Consider the following 255-nt stretch of genomic DNA (forward strand, 5'->3'; position numbering starts at 1 on the left):
AACAGCTTCGAGCTGAAGAACGCGCAGCGCGTGCTGGTCGAGGGCAACGTGTTCGAGAACAACTGGATGGACGCGCAGAGCGGCTACATGATCCTCTTCACGCCGCTGTCGCAGGACAACCTGGCGCCGTGGACGACGGTGCGCGACGTGACGTTCCGGCACAACGTGCTGCGCAACAGCGACCAGGGCGTCATGATCTCGGCGCGCAACGCGTACGGCGCGACGGCGACGGCGCTGACCGACGTGACGCGGCGG

1 protein-coding gene is annotated in these 255 nt (G+C 66.7%); it reads left to right on the top strand.

Going from position 1 to position 255, the window contains the following annotated elements; all coding sequences use genetic code 11:
• Positions 1 to 255 (top strand): hypothetical protein (locus rosag_RS25385; RefSeq protein WP_284352994.1); only part of this gene is annotated, 255 nt, incomplete at both ends.

Source organism: Roseisolibacter agri, from assembly GCF_030159095.1.
In the GTDB taxonomy this organism is placed as follows: domain Bacteria; phylum Gemmatimonadota; class Gemmatimonadetes; order Gemmatimonadales; family Gemmatimonadaceae; genus Roseisolibacter; species Roseisolibacter agri.